Origin of the sequence: Candidatus Viridilinea mediisalina (assembly GCF_002532535.1) — a bacterium.
GTDB classification, from domain to species: domain Bacteria; phylum Chloroflexota; class Chloroflexia; order Chloroflexales; family Chloroflexaceae; genus Viridilinea; species Viridilinea mediisalina.
On record NZ_NQWI01000066.1, the window covers coordinates 9,081 to 25,987 of the forward strand.

Annotated in this window: 16 protein-coding genes; 11 read left to right on the forward strand and 5 right to left on the reverse strand. The window is 56.2% G+C overall.

Annotated elements, in window-relative coordinates; all coding sequences use genetic code 11:
- Window positions 1-317: 317 nt before the first annotated feature.
- The 5 genes from CJ255_RS13770 (at window position 318) to CJ255_RS13790 (ending at window position 5,062) form a co-directional block, all read left to right on the forward strand.
- Window positions 318-1,304 carry an ABC transporter permease gene (locus CJ255_RS13770; RefSeq protein WP_097644679.1) on the forward strand — a complete coding sequence of 329 codons (987 nt, stop codon included), beginning with the start codon at window positions 318-320 and terminating at the stop codon, window positions 1,302-1,304.
- 215 nt (window positions 1,305-1,519) lie between these two features.
- Entirely contained in the window at window positions 1,520-1,993 is a 474-nt protein-coding gene (locus CJ255_RS13775; protein ID WP_097644680.1) for a GNAT family N-acetyltransferase, read from the forward strand.
- 72 nt (window positions 1,994-2,065) lie between these two features.
- Window positions 2,066-3,271: an MFS transporter gene (locus tag CJ255_RS13780; protein WP_097644681.1), complete on the forward strand. Its 1,206-nt coding sequence runs from the start codon at window positions 2,066-2,068 to the stop codon at window positions 3,269-3,271.
- A gap of 182 nt (window positions 3,272-3,453) precedes the next feature.
- Window positions 3,454-3,891: a HesB/IscA family protein gene (locus CJ255_RS13785; RefSeq protein ID WP_097644682.1), complete on the forward strand. Its 438-nt coding sequence runs from the start codon at window positions 3,454-3,456 to the stop codon at window positions 3,889-3,891.
- Window positions 3,892-4,069: 178 nt separating this feature from the next.
- Window positions 4,070-5,062 carry an HD-GYP domain-containing protein gene (locus CJ255_RS13790; RefSeq protein ID WP_097644694.1) on the forward strand — a complete coding sequence of 331 codons (993 nt, stop codon included), beginning with the start codon at window positions 4,070-4,072 and terminating at the stop codon, window positions 5,060-5,062.
- Between the two features lie 340 nt (window positions 5,063-5,402).
- On the opposite strand, the gene CJ255_RS13795 is transcribed toward CJ255_RS13790, so the two are convergent.
- Entirely contained in the window at window positions 5,403-6,224 is an 822-nt protein-coding gene (locus CJ255_RS13795; RefSeq protein ID WP_097644683.1) for an NADPH-dependent oxidoreductase, read from the reverse strand.
- Window positions 6,225-6,569: 345 nt separating this feature from the next.
- Here CJ255_RS13795 and CJ255_RS13800 point away from each other — a divergent pair, with 345 nt between their 5' ends.
- The 4 genes from CJ255_RS13800 to CJ255_RS13815 all read left to right on the forward strand — a co-directional run bounded on the left by CJ255_RS13800 (window position 6,570) and on the right by CJ255_RS13815 (window position 10,969).
- On the forward strand, window positions 6,570-7,277 hold the full coding sequence (locus CJ255_RS13800; protein WP_097644684.1) for a DsbA family protein: 708 nt from the start codon (window positions 6,570-6,572) through the stop codon (window positions 7,275-7,277).
- A gap of 187 nt (window positions 7,278-7,464) precedes the next feature.
- Window positions 7,465-8,850, forward strand: a complete 1,386-nt coding sequence (gene secD / locus CJ255_RS13805) for a protein translocase subunit SecD (RefSeq protein WP_097644685.1) — start codon at window positions 7,465-7,467, stop codon at window positions 8,848-8,850.
- 22 nt (window positions 8,851-8,872) lie between these two features.
- On the forward strand, window positions 8,873-9,892 hold the full coding sequence (gene secF, locus CJ255_RS13810) for a protein translocase subunit SecF (RefSeq protein WP_097644686.1): 1,020 nt from the start codon (window positions 8,873-8,875) through the stop codon (window positions 9,890-9,892).
- Between the two features lie 156 nt (window positions 9,893-10,048).
- On the forward strand, window positions 10,049-10,969 hold the full coding sequence (locus CJ255_RS13815; protein WP_097644687.1) for an STAS domain-containing protein: 921 nt from the start codon (window positions 10,049-10,051) through the stop codon (window positions 10,967-10,969).
- A 215-nt stretch (window positions 10,970-11,184) separates the two neighbouring features.
- Here the strand turns inward: CJ255_RS13815 and CJ255_RS13820 are convergent, their stop codons facing one another.
- Window positions 11,185-11,463: an acylphosphatase gene (locus CJ255_RS13820; RefSeq protein ID WP_097644688.1), complete on the reverse strand. Its 279-nt coding sequence runs from the start codon at window positions 11,461-11,463 to the stop codon at window positions 11,185-11,187.
- A 225-nt stretch (window positions 11,464-11,688) separates the two neighbouring features.
- Here CJ255_RS13820 and CJ255_RS13825 point away from each other — a divergent pair, with 225 nt between their 5' ends.
- Together CJ255_RS13825 and CJ255_RS13830 are read left to right on the forward strand one after the other, a co-directional pair.
- Window positions 11,689-12,456 (forward strand): DUF4058 family protein, encoded by a 768-nt coding sequence (locus tag CJ255_RS13825; protein ID WP_097644689.1) that lies wholly within the window; start codon window positions 11,689-11,691, stop codon window positions 12,454-12,456.
- Window positions 12,457-13,022: 566 nt separating this feature from the next.
- Window positions 13,023-13,541: an MFS transporter gene (locus tag CJ255_RS13830; protein WP_097644690.1), complete on the forward strand. Its 519-nt coding sequence runs from the start codon at window positions 13,023-13,025 to the stop codon at window positions 13,539-13,541.
- 169 nt (window positions 13,542-13,710) lie between these two features.
- Here CJ255_RS13830 and CJ255_RS13835 read toward each other — a convergent pair whose 3' ends face one another.
- From CJ255_RS13835 to CJ255_RS13845, 3 genes are read right to left on the reverse strand one after another with little or no spacing between them, the layout of a single operon-like run.
- Window positions 13,711-14,568, reverse strand: a complete 858-nt coding sequence (locus CJ255_RS13835; protein ID WP_097644691.1) for a metal ABC transporter permease — start codon at window positions 14,566-14,568, stop codon at window positions 13,711-13,713.
- A complete protein-coding gene (locus tag CJ255_RS13840) occupies window positions 14,569-15,465 on the reverse strand; it encodes a metal ABC transporter permease (protein WP_097644692.1) in 897 nt (298 codons plus the stop codon).
- 14 nt (window positions 15,466-15,479) lie between these two features.
- Window positions 15,480-16,481 carry a metal ABC transporter solute-binding protein, Zn/Mn family gene (locus CJ255_RS13845; RefSeq protein ID WP_245863412.1) on the reverse strand — a complete coding sequence of 334 codons (1,002 nt, stop codon included), beginning with the start codon at window positions 16,479-16,481 and terminating at the stop codon, window positions 15,480-15,482.
- Window positions 16,482-16,907: the final 426 nt, after the last annotated feature.

Consider the following 16,907-nt stretch of genomic DNA (forward strand, 5'->3'; position numbering starts at 1 on the left):
TGCCTCTGTGGTTCAAATTTCTGTGTTCTCTAAATTTTGAACCACAGAGGCACAGAGGACACAGAGAGTGAGAGGGATTGAGGTTGTTTTTTTAATAAATAATGAAGGTTGATTAAGATTTTTATTTTTAAACCATTAATTGGGCAATAAAAAAACCGAAATCCGATCAATAAAAAATAAATACATGTAAATCTTGAAAAAACAAGAAATAAACAGCAAAAACCTAAAAACAAAAACCTCTGTGCTCTCTGTGCCTCTGTGGTTCAAACCTCTGTGTTCTCTCTTCTCATCTCTCCTCTAGATCCCTCTCTACCTCTATGGATCAACTCACACGCGACCTCGCCTCAGTCCTTGCTGCCGCCGCGCCGCTGATCTTCGCCACAATGGGCGCGTTGATCTGCGAGCGTGCCGGGGTGATTAACCTGTCGCTCGATGGCACGATCCTGATGGGGGCTATGGCGGGCTTTAGTCTGGCCCTAGCAGTCAATAGTGTGCCCCTGGGTTTTGTGACCGCTGCCTTGGTGGGAGCCTGTTTTGCGCTGGTACTCTGCTTCCTCAGCCTGAGTTTGGGGCAGTCGCAGACGGCAGTGGGTTTTGTGTTGGCACTCTTGGGTACCGAACTCTCATCATTCTTGGGTGCGCCAGTGGTGCGTGTACCTGGCCCTTCTGTGCCCTTTATGCCGATTCCGATTCTGAGTGAAATCCCGATCATTGGGGTTATGCTGTTTCGGCACGACCTACTGATCTATGCGAGCTTTCTGCTTGTACCGCTTACCTGGTGGTTCCTCTTTCGTACCCGTAGCGGTCTGACGCTCCGCGCCCTCGGTGAACGGCCCGAGGCGGCCTTTGCGCGCGGGATCAATGTTACCCGCTGGCGTTACATGGCCTGCATTGTCGGCGGCATGCTGGTGGGCATTGCCGGAGCAGCCTATTCACTCGACCTGAAACAAGGCTGGTCGTACCGCCACACCTTTGGCATGGGCTGGATCGCCTTAGCCATCGTCATCTTCGGCGGCTGGCGTCCGTGGCGCGTCGCCCTGGGCTGTTACCTCTTCGCCGCACTCGAAATCCTGGCGCTCCGCTCACAAGGCACCCTGCGGACCATTCCAACCCAGGTCTTTCAGGTAGCCCCGTTTGTGCTTATGATCCTCGTGCTGGCTCTCGTCAACCTGATAGCCAGCCCGACAATGCGGCGGCGCATTGCAAGCCTGCCCAAGCCGCTGCAAAGCCCGGTTGCCGCAATCGTCAACCGCATCGCCGCCCCAGCCCCCGCAGCCTTGGGCAAGCCCTTCGAGCGCCCGTAGTAGAGATTGAGCTTGGATCAATTACTGTTGAACGTTTCGCATGATCAATAACGCTAAAGCTCATTGGGACGTCATGTTCGGCAATCGGCAATCGGCAATCTGCAATCGTAAATGGTATTACTGTTGAACGTTTCGCATGATCAATAACGCTAAAGCTCATTGGGACGTCATGTTCGGCAATCTGCCATCAATAATCTACAATCTGAAATGGTATTATGAACCTGCACGTTCGTCCCTTGAGCCGTGCGGCTGCTCTGGAGATCATCCGTTGGCGCTACCCACCACCATACGATGTCTACAATCTCGTTGATGGCGCAGTGATCGCCGCCTTTCTGAAAAGTCAACAAGGGAGCAATTGCTTCCAGATCGAAACTGAATCTGGCAACGTGGTTGCCTTCTGTTGCTTTGGCGAAGATGCTCAAGTGCCGGGGCCATACTATCCCAGTCCGTGGTTGGATGTGGGCTTAGGTGTGCGCCCCGATCTGACAGGGCAGGGGCAAGGTATGCACTACTTTAGTGCGATCCTTGCGTTTGCTCACGCCCATTTTGCTACCTCGTTGTTGCGCCTCACCGTTGCAGCCTGGAATCGGCGCGCCCAACGGCTCTACGAACGCGCTGGTTTTACCACCATAGAGCGTGTGCGTAGTCCGTTTAGTGATGAGGAGTTTTTGGTTATGGTACTAGATTGAATGATGTAGTTACCTTTGCGCTGCTGCCCTATTTCTTACTTTCCTCTACCCTATTTTCTTTCATATAAGCTTATGCACAATCTTAGTCCACCTGTACGGCGTATTCTAGCCCATAGTATCCTGTTTGGACTTGCTTTCAGCATTGCCGATCTGCTCTTCAATTTCTACCTTGTGAGTTTGGGCTATGGAGCCGATACGGCTGGCTTGATGTCTACGATTAGCCGTGGGGCGGGGATGCTGCTGGGGGTTCCCTTAGGTTTTGTGATTGACCGCATTGGGCCCCAACGGGCGCTGGTCGTGGCCCTCGTGAGCTACTGTATTGGCTGGGGCTTTATGCTCCGCGCCTATGATCTCTGGGCTCTCGCGGCAGCCCAATTTGTGATCGGGGCTTCGTTTCTGATGACCATGTCTGCGGTGGTTCCTTTGCTGGCCGGGGTGACCAACGACCGCGATCGTGCCCATGTCTTTGGCCTCAATGCCTCAGTCACGCTGATGATCGGCTTGGTTGGCAGCGCTCTCGGTGGTATTCTGCCGAGCTTGGCTGCTATGCTGCTCGATGTGGATCCGCAAGATACCGCAGCTTACCGTATGGCCTTGGGCATTGTGATCCTCTTCTCGCTCTGCGCGGCCCTGCCGATCCTGCGCTCGTTGCCTGTAGTTCGTAGCGAGACGCCGCGTAGCAGCGAAGACGAAAGGGACACAGGACAGCCCAATGAAACGCCCATACCGCTGTCGCGCCTTTTGCGCTTTGCGCTCGCTGGGCTGCTGCTCGGCATGGGCGGCGGGGCGATTCTGCCGTTTCAGAATCTCTTCTTTCGCAATGTCTTCGATCTGAGCGATAGTATCGTCGGCCTGATCCTGGCTGTGACCGCCCTCGGCATGGGCCTCGGAGCGCTCATGGGCTCGCCGGTGACCGCACGGATCGGGCTGCGCCGGGCTGCCGCGCTGCTGCGTATGGGCACTGTGGTGGGCCTCATGCTTATGCTCATCCCGGCGCTCACACCAGCGGTCATCGGCTTCTTCCTGCGCGGCATGTTTGTCTCGGCCAGCTTTCCTATGAACGATGCCCTCGTGATGCGCCATACGCCCACACGCCAGCGCGGCATGGCGATGAGCCTCATGAGTGTACTCTGGGCGGGCGGCTGGGCAATTGCCGCCGTCAGCAGTGGCTACATCCAGATCCGCTGGGGCTTCAACCCGATCATTATCTTTGCCGCCGTGGCCTATACCCTCTCGGCATTGGCGATTATTACCCTAAAGTTGCCGGATGAAACGTAGGCAAGGGGTGGTGGGGGTGTGGGGGCGGCGAAGCCCCAACAACATTGACGTAGCCCTCATAATCACAAACAACTCTAGTATTTCTTGATCATATCTGCTATACTGTTCACAAAGAATAGCCCAGCAAGCATAGCGCGTTGGGCCTACTACCAGCAAAACTATGACTGAAGAGGAGAGGCACTATGGCGACGATGGAGCAGAACCTGACTGAGCTGACGCCTGCTGGTCCGATGTTGACGGTCAGTGACCTGGCCGCGAATCGTCTGTTGGCCATGATGCAAGAGAAACAGCTCGACGGGTATGCCCTACGGGTGTTTGTGCAGGGTGGTGGTTGCTCGGGTTTGCAGTACGGGATGATCTTTGATGATGAGACCCGCGAGGGCGACAACGAGTTTAACACAGCGGGGCTGCGTGTCCTTGTTGATCGCGTCAGCGCCAACTACCTGGCAGGTGCCTCAATTGACTACTTTGATGACATGATGAACAGTGGCTTCAAGATCGAGAACCCCAACGCTGTTTCGAGCTGTGGCTGTGGTCACTCCTTCCGCACCGATGAGCAAGAGGGTGGAGGAGCCAGTGGCAGTGCTGGCGGTTGCGGCGGCGGGGCTTGTAGCCAGTAGTACGGAAGTGAAGAACGGAAGAACGGAAGAACAGAGGAACAGAACGTTCCTCTGTTCTTCTTTTTTTGTTCCCTAGGGAATCCCCCCTTACCTTAAAAAACCGTTAATTGCATGTTGCATGTTGGCTATACAAGGATGTTATCATATGAGGTATACCCACGAGGAGAAAGGTAGCGCTGTGACGGCCAAAATTCTCGTTGTTGATGACGATCCTGGAATTATCGATCTGCTCGTGCGTATCCTCACTCGTGATGGGTATACGCCTCTGATTGCACGCAACGGTGTTGAGGCATTGGCTCAGGTTGAACGGGAGCCACCCGACCTCATTTTGCTTGATGTGACCATGCCGTTACTTGATGGTTTTGCTGTCTGTAAGCGTCTGAAGGATAATGAGGCTACCGCACTTATTCCAGTAACGATGCTTACCGGGCTGGATGATCGTGATAATCGGCAACGTGGCTTGGAAGTTGGTACCGACGATTTTCTGACCAAGCCGTTCGATACGAGTCTGTTACGCGCACGGATCATTTCGCAACTACGGCTCAAACGCATGACCGACCAGCTTGAACGAACCGAGCAGGTTGTGTTTATGTTGGCACTTGCGGTTGAGGCTAAAGATTCCTACACCGAAGGGCACTTGCGCCGCTTGGCCAGTTATAGTGAACAGTTGGCCATTGCTGCCCATGTGCCTGCTGCCCAACTCAAAGCTATCCGCTTCGGTGGGCTGCTGCATGATATTGGCAAAATTGGGGTAGAGGATGCGATTCTGCGTAAACCTGAGCCATTGACTCCCGAAGAGTATGAGCAGATCAAATTGCACCCTGAACATGGGGCGCGCATTATTCAACCGATGCGCTTTGCTGCCGACGTTATGCCCATTATCCGTCACCATCATGAGCGCTGGGATGGCCAAGGCTACCCGGCTGGGATCTGTGGCGAACAGATTCCCCTGGGGGCGCGCATTGTGTCAGTTGTAGACGCCTATGATGCCATGATGACCGACCGGCCCTATCGGCGCAGTCTCGGCCTCAAAGAGGCTCTGCAACGTCTCCACGCTGGACGAGGTATTCAGTGGGATCCCCAGCTCGTTGATCTCTTCATCACGATGGTCAAAGAGGGGCAGCTGAAGGAGCCCTCAATGGCTCATGGTTTGCTTGAAGCCCAGGTGTGAGGCAAGGCAGCGAGGCAGCGAGGCAGCGAGGAGGCGAAGCCCTTCAAAGGGTTTCACCTGTTCTGGGAAGGGCTTCCCAATGCGGTAAAACGCCTCATGGGTGCGTGCCAACACGTAAACTGCATTGGAACGGGCCAAACCGGGGCTGCGAACCGCAAAAAGCGGCAGTTTACCCCCATTTGGTGAAACCCTTTGAAGGCGAAGCCCCGCGCCCCCGCGCCCCCGCGCCCCCGCGCCCCCGCGTCCCCGCGTCCCCGCGTCTTCGCGCCTCCGCGCCCCCGCGTCCTCGCGTCCTCGCGTCCTCGCTGCCTCGCGTCTTCGCCTCCTCGCCTCTTCCAACCTAACGCATCCCAAAGCCCAACTGCTGCAACGCATCCCGCAGCTTATCGCGCCCTGAGAGGTTCTGCGGGCCTGCCACACGCTTGGTTGAATGGTCGGTCCAATCGCCCTCAACGCGCATCTGCTGTTCGGCGTAGAAGTTGCGCATCGCCGTGTTGTACTGCGCCACCGCCGCTGCTTCATTGGCACTGCTGTAGGTCTCGCGGTGCAGCACCGCCGCCTGGGGCAGGCGCGGCTTCACGGCGGTGGGCTTGTCGGGATCGGGCCAGCCCACACAGAGGCCAAAGACCGCCACGGCCCGCGTTGGCAGGTGCAGTTCCGCTGCAACTTCCAAGGGGTGGTTGCGAATCGCCCCCACATAGACCGTACCCAAGCCCAGCGATTCAGCGGCAATCACCGCATTCTGGGCGGCGAGCGTGGCATCAATAATGCCGACCACCAACAACTCGGTATAATCCAGCCCCTCGTGATCAAGGCCACGCTGGGCCGCGATGCGGGCGAGGCGCGAGAGATCTGCGATCCAGAGCAAAAAGAGCGGAGCGCGCCGAATGAACCCCTGCCCCCCGGCCAACTCCGCAAGACGCTCCTTACGCGCCTGCTCTTCAACCGCAACCACACTCCAAGCCTGAAGGTTAGAAGAACTTGCGGGCGACTGTGCGGCGGCAATCATGGTCTCAAGCGTCCCTGTCGGCAGCGGCTCATCTCGATAGGCCCGCACCGAGCGATGGCTCAACAGCAACTCAAGCGTCCCATTCCAAATAATCGCCCCTGGCTGATCGGCAGCACCATAACGCTGGCGCAGAGCGGTCTCTATTGACGACACAGGCGGTATCTCCTTTATACTGTAGCGTATGCCCTCATAGCTGTATGATACCGCAAGCCCGCAAGCACCATGTTTGACGCACGACTCACGCCTAGCTATAATGCCTTCGTTACGCTTTGTGGCGTTGGTTGCGGGGCGGCAAGGCCGCCCCGCAACCAACGCCAGTGAGAATGACGGGGGAACCTAGTTCCCCCGCATGCCCCCACCGAGCTTTGAGAGGCTGGTCTTAAGCTGTGCCCCAAACTCTCTTTTTTCGTTGCATTTTGGCGGCGAAGCCGCCAAAATGCAAGATAAAGATACTAGACGTGAAGGTGGCACACGCCACCACAAGGAGAACATAGCCTAATGAGTGAAGATCAAGCTCGCCGAGGGCGTAAAGTCGCCGCCAAGCAGCGCAACCCGCTCTTGCCGTTCTATCTGGGCGTTGGGGCGCTGCTCGTGGTTGGCATTGCTTTCTTGGTTACCTTTGCCATCCGTGGTGGCTTTGGCGGTGGTGTCGCTGATCAGGTCAATGCTCCCGTTGGTCAGACAGCCGATGGCTTCTGGTACAAGGGCGATCCCGATGCTCCCGTAACGGTGATTAAATATAGTGATTTTCAGTGTCCTTCGTGTGCTTTTTACTATCGTAATTTAGGTAAAATCATTGAACGTGATTATATCGAAACAGGGAAAGTTCACTTTATCTACCACGAATTCCCGCTTGAAGGTTTTCAGAATGCGCTGCCTGCTGGTGAGGCGTCGCGCTGTGCCGGTGAGCAGGGGGCCTATTGGGGCATGCATTCGTTGCTGATGCAAAACCAAGATACATGGGCACCGTTGAGTAATGCGCGGAATGTCTTTTCGGGCTATGCGGGCCAGTTGGGGATCAATCGCGCCGCGTTTGATGAGTGCCTTAGTTCGGGTAGGCACCGCGAGACGCTCTTGGCGGCGGCGCAGTCGGCAATTGCCGCCGGTATTACTGGCACCCCAACCTTTGAAGTCAATGGCCAAGTGGTCAATACGAGTGGTCTGCCGGGCGCAATTGAAGCAGCCCTGCGTGCTGCTGGTCAGTAATCGCACATAACAGTTTGCGAGGACGTGAGGATGCGAAGTTCTCAGCTCTTCGCCTCACGTATCCTCGCAAGAAGGTAAAGCAACCTTCGGTTTTCTGAAACCTTGTCTAACGCTGAAACTCGTTGAGATACCATGTTCGGCAATCTACAATCTACAATCTACAATCTACAATCAGGAAGGACCCTTTGTGCGTAGTCGTGAGCTTACCTCGCTCGTCTTGATCATTTTGGTGACAGGATTGGCGATCTGGATCAACTGGAGCCCCAACGAGAACTTTTTCGGGCGTGATGTGCGTATCCGCCTCGGTCTTGATCTGCAAGGGGGCATTCAGGTTTTGCTGCGTACCGCCGAGACTGATTTCTCCCGTGATGAACTGGAGACGGCCCGTGGCGTGATTGAACGCCGCGTGAATGCCTTGGGCGTTGGGGAGACGGTGGTGCAGTTGGCTGGAGGCGACCGGATTATTGTTGAGTTGCCGGGGGTGGATAATCCTGAACAGGCGGTTGAGACGCTGCGTGGTACCGGACGCCTCGAATTCATTGATTCACAGGGTCAGTATCTGCCGACTGGCATGCTGGTGCGAACCAGTAGTAGCCCCAATCCGCTCTTGACTGAGCTTGAACCTGTGGAGAGGGTCGAGGAGCTTGGCCCGGTCTTCCAGAGTATCACCGATGGGGCCGATCTGGATACTGGTGCGGTGCAGCCCGCCTTTTCTCAGGGGGCGATTGGCGGGAGCCGTCCGGCGGTCTCTTTCGCCTTCCGGGGCGAATCGGCCCGCAGCCTCGCTAGTTTCACCGCCCGTAGCGTCGGTCAGCCGATGTGCATTGTGCTCGATAACCGGATTGTGAGCTGCCCGCAGATCAATGCGGCGCTCACCGATGGCTCTGGGATTATTGAGGTCAATAGTGAAATTGACCGCGATAATATCCTCAATCAGCTCAAGTATGGTGCGCTGCCCGTGCCCCTGGTGATCGAGACGAGCCGTAGTGTGACGGCAACCCTTGGTCAGGAGTCGGTGGCCACGAGTGTGGTGGCCGGGATTGTGGGCTTGACGATTGTGGCCATCTTTATGGTTATCTTCTATCGCTTGCCCGGCTTGCTGGCCACGGTGGCTCTGCTCATCTATACATTGATCAGCTTTGCGATCTATCGCTATATTCCCATTACCCTCACGCTCCCAGGGATTGCGGGCTTTATCCTTTCGATTGGCCTTGCGGTAGACGCGAATATTCTCATCTTCTCCCGTCTGCGCGAAGAGTACCGCCGTGGGCGTGAGATCCGCAATGCGCTAGAGCGTGGATTTCAGGAATCGTGGTCGGCCATCCGTGATTCGAGCGTCTCGACCTTGATCACCTGTATTGTACTCTTCCTCTTTGGCACGAGTTTTGGCGTGAGTATTATTCAGGGCTTTGCGCTCACCCTGGGCTTGGGGGTGATTGTGAGCCTCTTTACGGCGATTGTCATCACCCGAACCTTCTTGCGGCTTATGGCGCCGTTCTTCAGCGAGGAGCGTAGTTGGATCTTTGGGCTTGAGCGCAGACCTGCGCCTGTCGCCGCAACGGCTTCGTCATAGATAATAAAGGCGTACTATTCCTATGCTTGAACAGCTTGTCAATCGCCGCTATTGGTGGTTTCGGCTCTCGTTTCTCCTGATTGTTCCGGGGCTCTATTTTCTGCTGCTGCACCCGCTGATTACCACCGGGCGCTTTGAGTTGGGTCTGCGGGCAAGTATTGACTTTAGTGGCGGCGCTCTCTGGGAGGTGCGTTTTGCCGATAAGGCCCCCGATGAGGTTACCTCGGCTGAGGTCTTTCAGGCGTTTAGTAGTGCTGGCTTCGAGAACCCGATTGTGCAGATGAGCCAAATTGAGGTTGACGGCATGCTCCAAGCCGATGCCTTGGTGCGTACCCGTGCGCTGCTACCCGATGCGCTGCTGCAAGAGCGCCAAGCGGTTGAGGCTGCGGTCAATGAACAGATTGGCCCCCATACCATCGAGCGGCTCGAAAGCGTTGGCCCTACGGTCAGCCGCGAGAGTACGATCAATGCCTTTATCGCCGTAATCGGGGCGCTCTTGGCGATCCTGCTCTACCTCTGGTGGGCCTTTCGTGAAGCCCCGCATCCCTTCCGCTATGGCATGTGCGCGGTCATCTCGATTGTCCACGATGTGCTGATTGTGATTGGCTTTGCCGCTATCTTTAGCGCCCTCAATCCCCGCTTTGAGGTTGATGCGCTCTTCCTCACCGCACTGCTCACCACGCTCAGCTTCTCGGTTCACGATACGATTGTGGTCTTTGACCGTGTCCGTGAGAATCTACTCGACCAGCAGCCCGGCGAGAGTTTTGGCGACATCGTGAACCATAGTCTGGTGCAGACCCTGCCCCGCTCGATCAACACCCAGTTCACGACGCTCTTTACGCTCACTGCCCTGATCCTCTTTGGCGGTGAGACGCTGCGTAATTTTGTGATTGTGCTGCTGATTGGCCTGATCTCGGGTACCTATTCGTCCATCTTCAACGCAGCCCAACTGCTGGTTGTTTGGGAATACCGTGAGTGGCGCACCTGGTTTGGGCGGGGCCGGGGCGAATCGGGCGAGACCCCCGCTCCCACCGCAGGCTAGCCTCAGTACCTTTCAAAGAAGCTCGCGCAAAGGCGCAAAGCCGCAAAGGTTTGGCGCTCATAAGCCAAAAACCTTGCGCCTTTGCGCCTTTGCGTCAAGAAACCCACCGTATTTGAAACGAATGAAGGCTAGCCTCAAGCTGACTGGAGAGCATCTGTGGCAACACCAGACCATGATGATCAGGTCACTACCCTTGAACAACGGATCGTGGAGTTGGAAGAACAGTTGGGTGCGGCCAACGAGCGCCTCAAACAGGCAGAAGTGGCGCACCAACGCAACTATGATACCCTCTTGCACGGGCCCTTTGTCATCTTTCGTTGGACAGCTACCGAGCAGCCGCCCTTTCCCGTTGAATATGTCTCGCCCAATGTGGTTGAGGTCTTAGGCTATGAGCGCGAAGCCTTTCTGAGTGGCCAGGTCGCCTTTGCTGATCTGGTTGCGCCTGATGATCTCGAACGCATTACCCAAGAGGTGACCCACTACAGTGCGACTGGCATTGACCATTTTGATCAAGAGTATCGCATCCAGCACAAAGATGGTACCATGCATTGGATCTATGATTTTACCGCCGTCATTCGTGACGAACAGGGTAAGATCATCAGCTACTACGGCTATGTACTTGACATAAATAAACGTAAACAGATCGAAGAGCAGCAGTTGCGCCTGCAGGAAGAGATCATTGCGGCTCAAGATGCCAACTTGCAGGAACTCTCGACCCCGCTGTTGCCCATTACCGAGAATGCGGTGGTGATGCCGCTGGTGGGTTCGATTGACACCCAGCGCGCCCATCATGTCATTGAGGGTCTGCTTGCCGGGATCGAACAGCATCAGGCCAGCATTGCTATTCTCGACATCACCGGCGTCCATGTGGTAGACACCCAGGTGGCGCGGGTTCTGATTCATGCCGCTCAGGCTGCCAGCCTCTTAGGTACCCAAGTGGTCATTACCGGCATGCGCCCCGAAGTGGCCCAAACCCTGGTGCAGCTTGGGGTCGAATTGCAGGGCATCAAGACGATGAATAGCCTGCGGAGTGGGGTAAGCTATGCCGTGCAGGTCGCGCTGCGTCGTGCTAGGTAGGGTTATACCATTAGAGATGGTTTCAGGACATTTTACAGTTTGCGCCATAGGTAGTGCCGACTTATGGTCTTCCAGTAAATAATCCGCTAACCAGACCTCGCAGATCTGGCATATCTATCAGGTCTAGTCCGTGCCGCGACACCGGATTAATTTCTGGAAGACCATAAGTCGGCACTACGACGGTAAAGCTGAAAGCGCGTTTCTGACACCACCCCCTACCAAAGAATCGCAAAGCCCTGCTCATTGCCGCTCGGCTCCTCCCAGCGTACTTCGACCTTCTCGACCGCTGCGAGGGCGGGGCCACTGTAGCACCAACTGACCATGCGTTGCACAGCGGGGCGGGTGCCCTCAAAGATGGCTTCGACGCTCCCATCGCTGAGATTGCGAATCCAGCCCTCGACTCCCGCTGCCCGAGCGCGATCACGGGCATAGGCCCGGAAGCTGACCCCTTGCACGCGCCCGGTAATGACAACATGTGCGCGAACACGCTCCATAGCTTTCCCAACTCCTCTGTTGCGCCCAAAGCATCATCACGAGTATACCCTAGCCCTGCAGTTGATGCAATATATACGTATACCATTTCCGATTGTAGATTGCAGATTGCAGATTGCCGAACATGGCGTCTCAATGGACTTAGCGTGCTTGATGATGCGGCATGCTCAAGGGTAATTGGTATTATGCTATCATAGACGCCGGAGCCTTGACGATGGAGCAAGACGATGGAAACCCCTTTTCCCGGCATGGACCCCTATCTCGAAGCGCCCAACTTGTGGCCTGATGTGCATCACCATTTGATCGTGACCATCCGCGATCAGCTTCAGGCTCAACTCACTCCGCAGTATCAGGCTGTGATTACCCCCTACACTGCGCTGGAGAATATCACGACTGCGGCTAATCGTCGTACCCAAGCTGAAGCGGCCATTCTGGAAAATGAACCACCTGAGGTGTTGCCAGCACCCTTGACGATCCCCGCCATGATGGTTGTGCCGATTGAGTATGCCCGGATCGAAATCCTCACCGTCCGTAACCATGCTCTGGTGACCGTGATTGAACTGCTCTCCCCGGCGCATAAGCGCCCCGGCTTTGATGGTGCCCATGTCTATGAGCAGAAACGCCAGGAGATCTTCTGTAGCACCGCCAATCTCTTAGAGCTTGATCTGCTGCGGGCCGGTCAACGGCTCCAGACGGCTGAACCACTGCCTGATGCGCCCTATTTTATCTTTTTGAGCCGCATGCAGCGCCGCCCCCATCTGGAGATTTGGCCTTTGCAGTTGCGTGAACCGATTGCACTGATTCCGGTACCGCTGCGCTTTCCCGATGCGCCGATTGTGCTTGATCTGAGCAAAGCGATCCATAAAGCCTACGCCCAAGCCCACTACGACCTTGATATTAACTATGCCGATCCGCCGCCCGCCCCCGCCTTTAGCCCCGAAGATGCAGCATGGATTGATGAATGCCTGCAGACGAGTGGCTTGCGAGGGGGGTAATACCAAAGCCGATAGCCGATAGCTGAAAGCCGAGCATGGCATCTCAATGCGCTAGATTGTCATTGGGCATGCGGCATGCTCAATGGTAGTTGGTGTAATACGATTGTAGATTGCAGTACATGATTCGCATGCATCGTAGTGCCGACGTTAGTCGGCTGAGGTCTTTGGAAGCCATGGGAAGCCGACTAAGGGAAGCGGAAATTGTTACGTATCCCAGCAGCCTGTCATGCTGAATAGTCCATGGGCGAGCATCGTAGTGCCGACTTTAGTCGGCTGAGGTCTTTGCCAGCGATGGGAAGCCGACTAATGGTCTTCCAGTAAATAATCCGCTAACCAGACCTCGCAAATCTGGCATATCTATCAGGTCTAGCCCGTGCCGCGACACCGGATTAATTTCTGGAACACCATAAGTCGGCACTACCTACGGCGCAAACAGGAACATTCCTACGAACCTTCGCTTAGGGTGGCCAAGCAAACGGGGCAATCAACAACATCCGCTTCCCTAAAGTCGGCACTACCTACGGCCTCTCAGGGTGACAAAACAATAAGGGTATCATTTGGTTTCTATGCAGTCTCTGCGCCGTCCGGGGTTGCTCGTTGGCCTCGCCTATGTCGCCTTTATCAGCTTGGGTTTGCCGGAGGGCCTCACGGGTGTCGCGTGGCCCTCTATTCGTGCGACCTTCGACCTGCCCCTTGGTGCCCTTGGTGCGCTGATTAGCACGATTACCATTGGCTACCTGATTGCCAGTTTCAGTGCCGCACGGCTGATGCAGCGCCTTGGTGTTGGTTGGCTGCTAACCCTGAGCTCTTTGATTACGGCACTCAGTTTGCTGGCCTATGGCATCTTGCCAAGTTGGGCGCTCATGGTTGGGTTTGGGGTGCTGGTTGGCGTAGGGGCCGGTGCGATTGATGTTGGCCTCAATACCTACGCTGCCGCGCATTTTAGCCCGCGTACCATGAATTGGCTGCACGCCGCCTTTGGCCTTGGGGCAACCATTGGCCCGCTGGTGATGAGCGCTGTGATTAGCTCCGGAGGCTCTTGGCGGCTGGGCTTTCTGCTTGTTGGCGGTGTATCTGCGCCTTGAGCGGAGATGATTTGTTAGGGATGGGGTTTGTGGCGGCTTTAACGTTTGCGAGGACGCGAGGACGCGAGGACGCGAGGATGCGAAGCCCTCGCGTCCTCGCCTCACGCATCCTCGCAAGATTGTACAGCAACCTTCGACTTTTCTGAAACCATCCCTAACAAAAAGAAACCTAGCGCAGTCGTCTGATCAACCCATACCTCGGCGCAAAGACGAAGACAAGGCTAAAAACTACCCCCACCATGGTGGCCATAGCCCCCGCAATGGTTGTGTTGAGCAGGCGTGCCAGCCAGTAGCCGGTAATTGCACTGATGATGCCGATGCCAACACTCAGGATCAGCATGAGCGAGAGGCGGTCGGTAAGCAGATAGGCCGCAGCGGGTGGCCCTACAATCAGCGCAACCACAAGAATGACGCCTACCGCATCAAAGGCCCCTACCGCCGTGAGCGAGACGAGGGTCATGAGGGCGTAGTGCAGTAGCACCGGGCTGAAGCCAAGTGCGGCGGCTAACTGGGGATCAAAGGTGCTCAGTTTGAGCTCTTTGTAGAAGAGGCCGATGAAGAGCAGGTTGAGTAGCAAGATGCCGCTGTTGATCCAGATAGCGCGGGGCAGGTCGAGGCCAAAGAAAGTGAGACGATCAAAGGGCGCAAAGACCAGTTCGCCCAAGAGGACCGAGTGTTCATCAAGGTGCATGTTGCCACCCGCCAAGCCAGAGAGCATGATCACGGCGAGGCTAAAGAGCAGCGGGAAGACGAGGCCAATCGCGGTATCCTCCTTGACGCGCTGGCTGCGTGTGAGCAACTCAACCAGCCAGACGGTCAGCACGCCGGTGAGCGTGGCTCCAACCAGCAACCAAGGCGAAGCTAGGTCGCGCACAATGATGAAGCCAACCACGATGCCAAAGAGGATCGTGTGGCTGATGGCGTCACTGATCATGGCCATGCGCCGCAAGACCAAGAAGACGCCTGGGAGGGCGCAGGTGGCGGCAACTAGTGCGGCGATGATCTGAATTTCTAGTTGCATGCTCATCTAGGGCTGCCTTGTGCTAAAGCGGCGGCGGTTGCGCCATTGGCGCACCCAGGCCCAGATAAGGCCGCGTTCGGGCGCAAACAGCAGTGAGACGAGTACCACTAGGCTGATCACCACCACAATCACCGGGCCCGTCGAGAGCCCGCGTGCGTTGGTGCTGATCAGTGCGCCTACCACACCCGCAATGGCCCCAAGCGTCCCCGCGAGCAGCGCCATCGTACTGAGCCGGTTGGTCCACTGGCGCGCCGCTGCCGCCGGGGCGACGAGGAGCGCACTCATGAGCACGACGCCCACGAGTTGCAGGCCAAGCACAATCGCGACGACAATCAATGAGGTGAGCAGAATATCGAGGCGGCGCACGGGATAGCCTTGGCTCGCGGCAAACTCGGGGTCAAAACTGAGCAGCTTAAACTCTTTCCAGAAGAGGAGCACCAAGCTCAACAGCAGCGCCCCGAGGCTGGCAATCATCACCACATCACTCATGACCATGGCGGCGGCTTGGCCAAAGAGGTACTTGTCGAGCCCGGCTTGGCCAGCACTACCACTGCGCTGCACAAAGGTCAGTAGTACCATACCCAGCCCAAAGAAGACCGAGAGCACCAAGCCAAAGGCGGCATCCTCTTTGATACGACTCAGGCGCACAATCGCGAGTACGGCCAATGCGCCCAACCAGCCCGCAATAGCCGCGCCAAGCACCAGGATCAGAGGGGCCCGCGAACCAGTGAGCATAAAGGCCAAAACAACCCCCGGCAGCGCGGCGTGGGCCATCGCATCGCCAAGCAGCGCCTGGCGACGCAAGACCGCAAAGCAACCCAAGACCCCACTGGTCAAGCCAAGCAGCACGGCGCCCAGCGCGATGGTCCGTAGGGTATAATCGGTGAAGAGATCGATAAACATGAGGTAAACCTCTCCTACTCCCCCGCCAGCGCCGCAACAATCGTATCAGTATTGTGCCGCATCATGCCAATGTAGGTGCCTTCAGGCGTGCCTGGTTCACCCAGATCATCGGCAAAGAGCTCGCCGCCGATCCGCACCGCTTGGCCCCCGGCGTTGGCTGCGGCCATCACCGCCTCAATTGTTCGCGGCGAGACGGTGGTCTCGACAAAGATCGCGGGGATTTGGCGTTCGATAAGGATTGCGGCTACTGCCTGAATATCGGCAGCACTCGCCTCAGCTTCGGTGCTAATACCCTGTACCGCCTCGACCTCTAGCCCATAGGCGCGCCCATAGTAGCTGAAGGCATCATGGGCCGTCACGAGTACCCGCAGTTCTGGGGGGATGCGCTCTATCTGGGTGAGAATATCCTGATGCAGTTGCTCAAGCTCGGCTACAAAGGCGTTTGCATTTGCCTCGTAGGTGGCGGCATTGGCCGGATCACGCTCCATGAGCGTTGTGCGGATCACCTCGGTTGCCGCGATCCAGAGCTGCACATCCTTCCAGATATGGGGATCGTAGCCCTCCTCTTCTTCCCAGAGCAAGAGCCGTTCTGCAGGCAGTGCTTCGGCCACCGCTACCACCTGCGTGGCTTGGCGCTGCTCCATTTGTGTGAAGACGCGCCCCATTTGTGCCTCCAGCAATAGGCCATTGTAGAAGATGAGATCGGCGTTTTGTAGAATTTGCAAATCCCCTTCCGTTGGTATATAGGTATGGGGATCAATCCCAGGGCCAAAGAGGACGGTCAGTTCTACCCGATCTTGGGCCAGATTGGCCACCGTATCGCCCAAGTGCTGGGTGGTTACGACCACATTGAGCGGGCTGGCCTCCGCTGTGGCGTTGCGTGGTTCGTCGGCTACCGTGGCCGTTTGCCCACAGGCAGCCAGCAGCACCATGAGGAGGAAGAGGAGTGCGATAGCCGATAGCCGACAACTGAAAGCCGGACATGGCGTCTCAATGCGCTTGAATGTCATTTGCATAGAGCTGTTCCCTTTGCTGTTTTGGCGAAAGTATAATTGAGGTATGCCTAAAAATGATTTTAGTGCTTGTGATGGATTTTGTCAAGCGGTACGTGTTCTGCGGCTGTCTGAAAAGCCCATGGGCTGGCGTTGGAGTGCCGGCTTTAGCCGGCTAAAGCCGGCACTCCAACGTGTGCCATATGGTATGGCACTAACACCCTTTTCAGACAGCCTCTCAGAGTAACATGTTGGGAGCGCGGGCCGGAGGCCCGCACACCCAGGACAGGTGCAAATACTTACGTTAAGCAAAGGCTTGTACCTATGGTATGGTAAAATATTAAGACATAGTTTTAGACTACGTTACAGTTTGACAATCTGCAATCTGCAATCTGCAATCTGCAATCTGCAATCTGCAATCTGCAATCTGCAATCTGCAATCTGCAATCT

Coding starts and splice junctions, on each gene's coding strand:
- CJ255_RS13800 (WP_097644684.1), top strand. CDS start 6,570: ATGAGTGAAGATCAAGCTCGCCGAGGGCGTAAAGTCGCCGCCAAGCAG.
- CJ255_RS13830 (WP_097644690.1), top strand. CDS start 13,023: ATGCAGTCTCTGCGCCGTCCGGGGTTGCTCGTTGGCCTCGCCTATGTC.
- CJ255_RS13835 (WP_097644691.1), bottom strand. CDS start 14,568: ATGAGCATGCAACTAGAAATTCAGATCATCGCCGCACTAGTTGCCGCC.
- CJ255_RS13780 (WP_097644681.1), top strand. CDS start 2,066: ATGCACAATCTTAGTCCACCTGTACGGCGTATTCTAGCCCATAGTATC.
- CJ255_RS13770 (WP_097644679.1), top strand. CDS start 318: ATGGATCAACTCACACGCGACCTCGCCTCAGTCCTTGCTGCCGCCGCG.
- CJ255_RS13820 (WP_097644688.1), bottom strand. CDS start 11,463: ATGGAGCGTGTTCGCGCACATGTTGTCATTACCGGGCGCGTGCAAGGG.
- CJ255_RS13775 (WP_097644680.1), top strand. CDS start 1,520: ATGAACCTGCACGTTCGTCCCTTGAGCCGTGCGGCTGCTCTGGAGATC.
- CJ255_RS13845 (WP_245863412.1), bottom strand. CDS start 16,481: ATGCAAATGACATTCAAGCGCATTGAGACGCCATGTCCGGCTTTCAGT.
- secF (WP_097644686.1), top strand. CDS start 8,873: ATGCTTGAACAGCTTGTCAATCGCCGCTATTGGTGGTTTCGGCTCTCG.
- CJ255_RS13785 (WP_097644682.1), top strand. CDS start 3,454: ATGGCGACGATGGAGCAGAACCTGACTGAGCTGACGCCTGCTGGTCCG.
- CJ255_RS13840 (WP_097644692.1), bottom strand. CDS start 15,465: ATGTTTATCGATCTCTTCACCGATTATACCCTACGGACCATCGCGCTG.
- CJ255_RS13825 (WP_097644689.1), top strand. CDS start 11,689: ATGGAAACCCCTTTTCCCGGCATGGACCCCTATCTCGAAGCGCCCAAC.